The 1,885-nt window shown below is 44.6% G+C and carries 2 protein-coding genes and 1 pseudogene; 2 read left to right on the forward strand and 1 reads right to left on the reverse strand.

The annotated features are described in order from the left end of the window. Nucleotides 1-323, reverse strand: a pseudogene (locus CBE72_RS19630) (IS110 family transposase); the annotation flags it as partial. A 755-nt stretch (nt 324-1,078) separates the two neighbouring features. Here CBE72_RS19630 and CBE72_RS19640 point away from each other — a divergent pair. Together CBE72_RS19640 and CBE72_RS20340 are read left to right on the forward strand one after the other, a co-directional pair. Further along, nucleotides 1,079-1,564, forward strand: a complete 486-nt coding sequence (locus CBE72_RS19640) for a hypothetical protein (RefSeq protein WP_100146009.1) — start codon at nt 1,079-1,081, stop codon at nt 1,562-1,564. A 110-nt stretch (nt 1,565-1,674) separates the two neighbouring features. Beyond that, nucleotides 1,675-1,885: hypothetical protein (locus tag CBE72_RS20340; RefSeq protein WP_206191803.1), on the forward strand; the 211-nt coding region annotated here is incomplete at its 3' end.

Genomic DNA, 1,885 nt, shown 5'->3' on the forward strand with positions numbered 1-1,885 from the left:
AGCGATAAGCTGTGCATCTAAGCGGTCATTTTTGGCTCTACGACCAATAGCACCGGCAAAGCGTTTGATATGAACAGGATTAGCACGAACAATAGGCAACTTGGCCTCGGTACACGCTAACACGAAGGGCATTTCTAGGCGCCAGTCGCTTCGATAACGATACGCTGTGAGTTGTGTTTTTTGATAGTAGCTAAGGCTTGTTTGATACCCTTTTCGTTGTTTGGCACGGTAAAAAAGACATCGAGTGGACGGATGTAAATGTCGAGCTGTAATTTGCCGGTATCAACACCAATATTAATGTTTTGAAGTGTGTTTGTATTCATAATAAGCTAACTCTTGCTTGCGAAATGCGGGTTCGAGACCCAGTCGACTATTCGAGGTTTATGCTTGGAGTCCTATGAGGCGTTCATGTTTGTTATCGGTCTCTCGACAGAGGAGCCAGCGTTCAACCGAACTGCCACATAGAAAGCTTTAGTTGCCGCTAAAGCCTGGGTCTCACTTTACCCTTTTTGCTTGGTTATTATCCATACAAGCGTTCAAGAGGGACTTGGCACGCGTGGCATTTTCGGTTTGCAGTTTGTTTAGTGGTTAAGGTGTTATGCGGTCACTTTTGTATTGCGTGCCTGCGCCCCTTAACGCGGCGTTATGAAAACCCAAATACTTCGAGTCATCGTAAGTCAGTGCGGGTAGTTTAGAGGCCATAAAGAATGGCCAGCGCCGCGTCTTCGGGGTAGTCTGAAGGCTTAGGTAGTAAAGCAAGCAACGGAGTGCTTGGCGAAAAGGGGTTCTAAACCCTTCTCATCAAAAACTCCAACATGGGCAATCCAAACCTAGTGCCATGTGTTGGCATCTCGGGCTTGGCGGTAGCGTGCCTGTTGTCGTGGGGCAGGTTGAATCAAGGAAGGTGAATGTATGAACCGAAGTCAGTCCAAATCCTTTCTATATATGCCTTGTGCCGAAAGAGGCTTTCATAACAAGGCGTTCAAAATCAGTCGCTACGCTCCTTGGGACCTCAATAGCTTCGCTATTTCGGCCCTTTAACGCGGCGTTAACTGTAATACAAAAAAGAGGAAGATTTATGAAGCAAGGACTTATCGGTGGGTATTTGGCTATAGCTTTTGTGTTTAGCATCTTTATGTGGCTATTTGGAGAGCATAGTTACCGCGGATACCCGTATAACATGGGGAAAGCCATTGTTTGGCCAATTTCAATATTTAAGTCATATCCAGAAATTGATGGCGATAGCCCTTTAAAATTTGCGTCGAGCTATCAAAAAGTAGCGTCTTCAGGTGATATGGAAGGTAATGTGGCATTCAATGAAGCTATTGGCCTTCTTGCATATTATTTTTATGTCGAAGGCGAGCCATCTATCAGGTTGAAAGATTTCAAAGAGCTAATGTATCAAGGGGCAGGAGCTGACCGCTTTTTTAGAAGTCTGATTGAGAAAGAAATTATCCGAATCAAAATGGCTGATTATCTAGATGGTATGAGTTTTGGGGATATAGTGTCTGAAAGAGATGACATCGAAGATGACCTAATGGATTTGCTGGAAGATCGAGAGTAAACAGTTAACAAGGCCAGCCAGTGGGACTGCCAAACCGCCGCTACGCTCTGGTTTGTCAGCCCCTGCTGGCGGCGTTATGCAACAACGAGATATAAATAAGTTAGGTATTCATGAAAAATATAGTATTAGATACAAACATCCTATACCAAGAGGGACTTTCATCTGGGCGCATGAAGGTCTTAGCGAAATTGGTAGATGCTGAGCTAATAGCTGTCTATATTCCAGAGATAGTTAAAAGAGAGTTCATAACTAAACGCGCTGGAGGATCCCCTCATAATTCGGGCCTCCCAGAGGTGTTAACCAGTTTAAGAAATTCACCCC

The organism is Shewanella carassii, from assembly GCF_002777975.1.
Classification (GTDB): Bacteria; Pseudomonadota; Gammaproteobacteria; order Enterobacterales; family Shewanellaceae; genus Shewanella; species Shewanella carassii.

Bases quoted from the DNA above. Each gene is read 5' to 3' on its own strand.
- CBE72_RS19640 (WP_100146009.1), top strand. From the start codon at position 1,079: ATGAAGCAAGGACTTATCGGTGGGTATTTGGCTATAGCTTTTGTGTTT.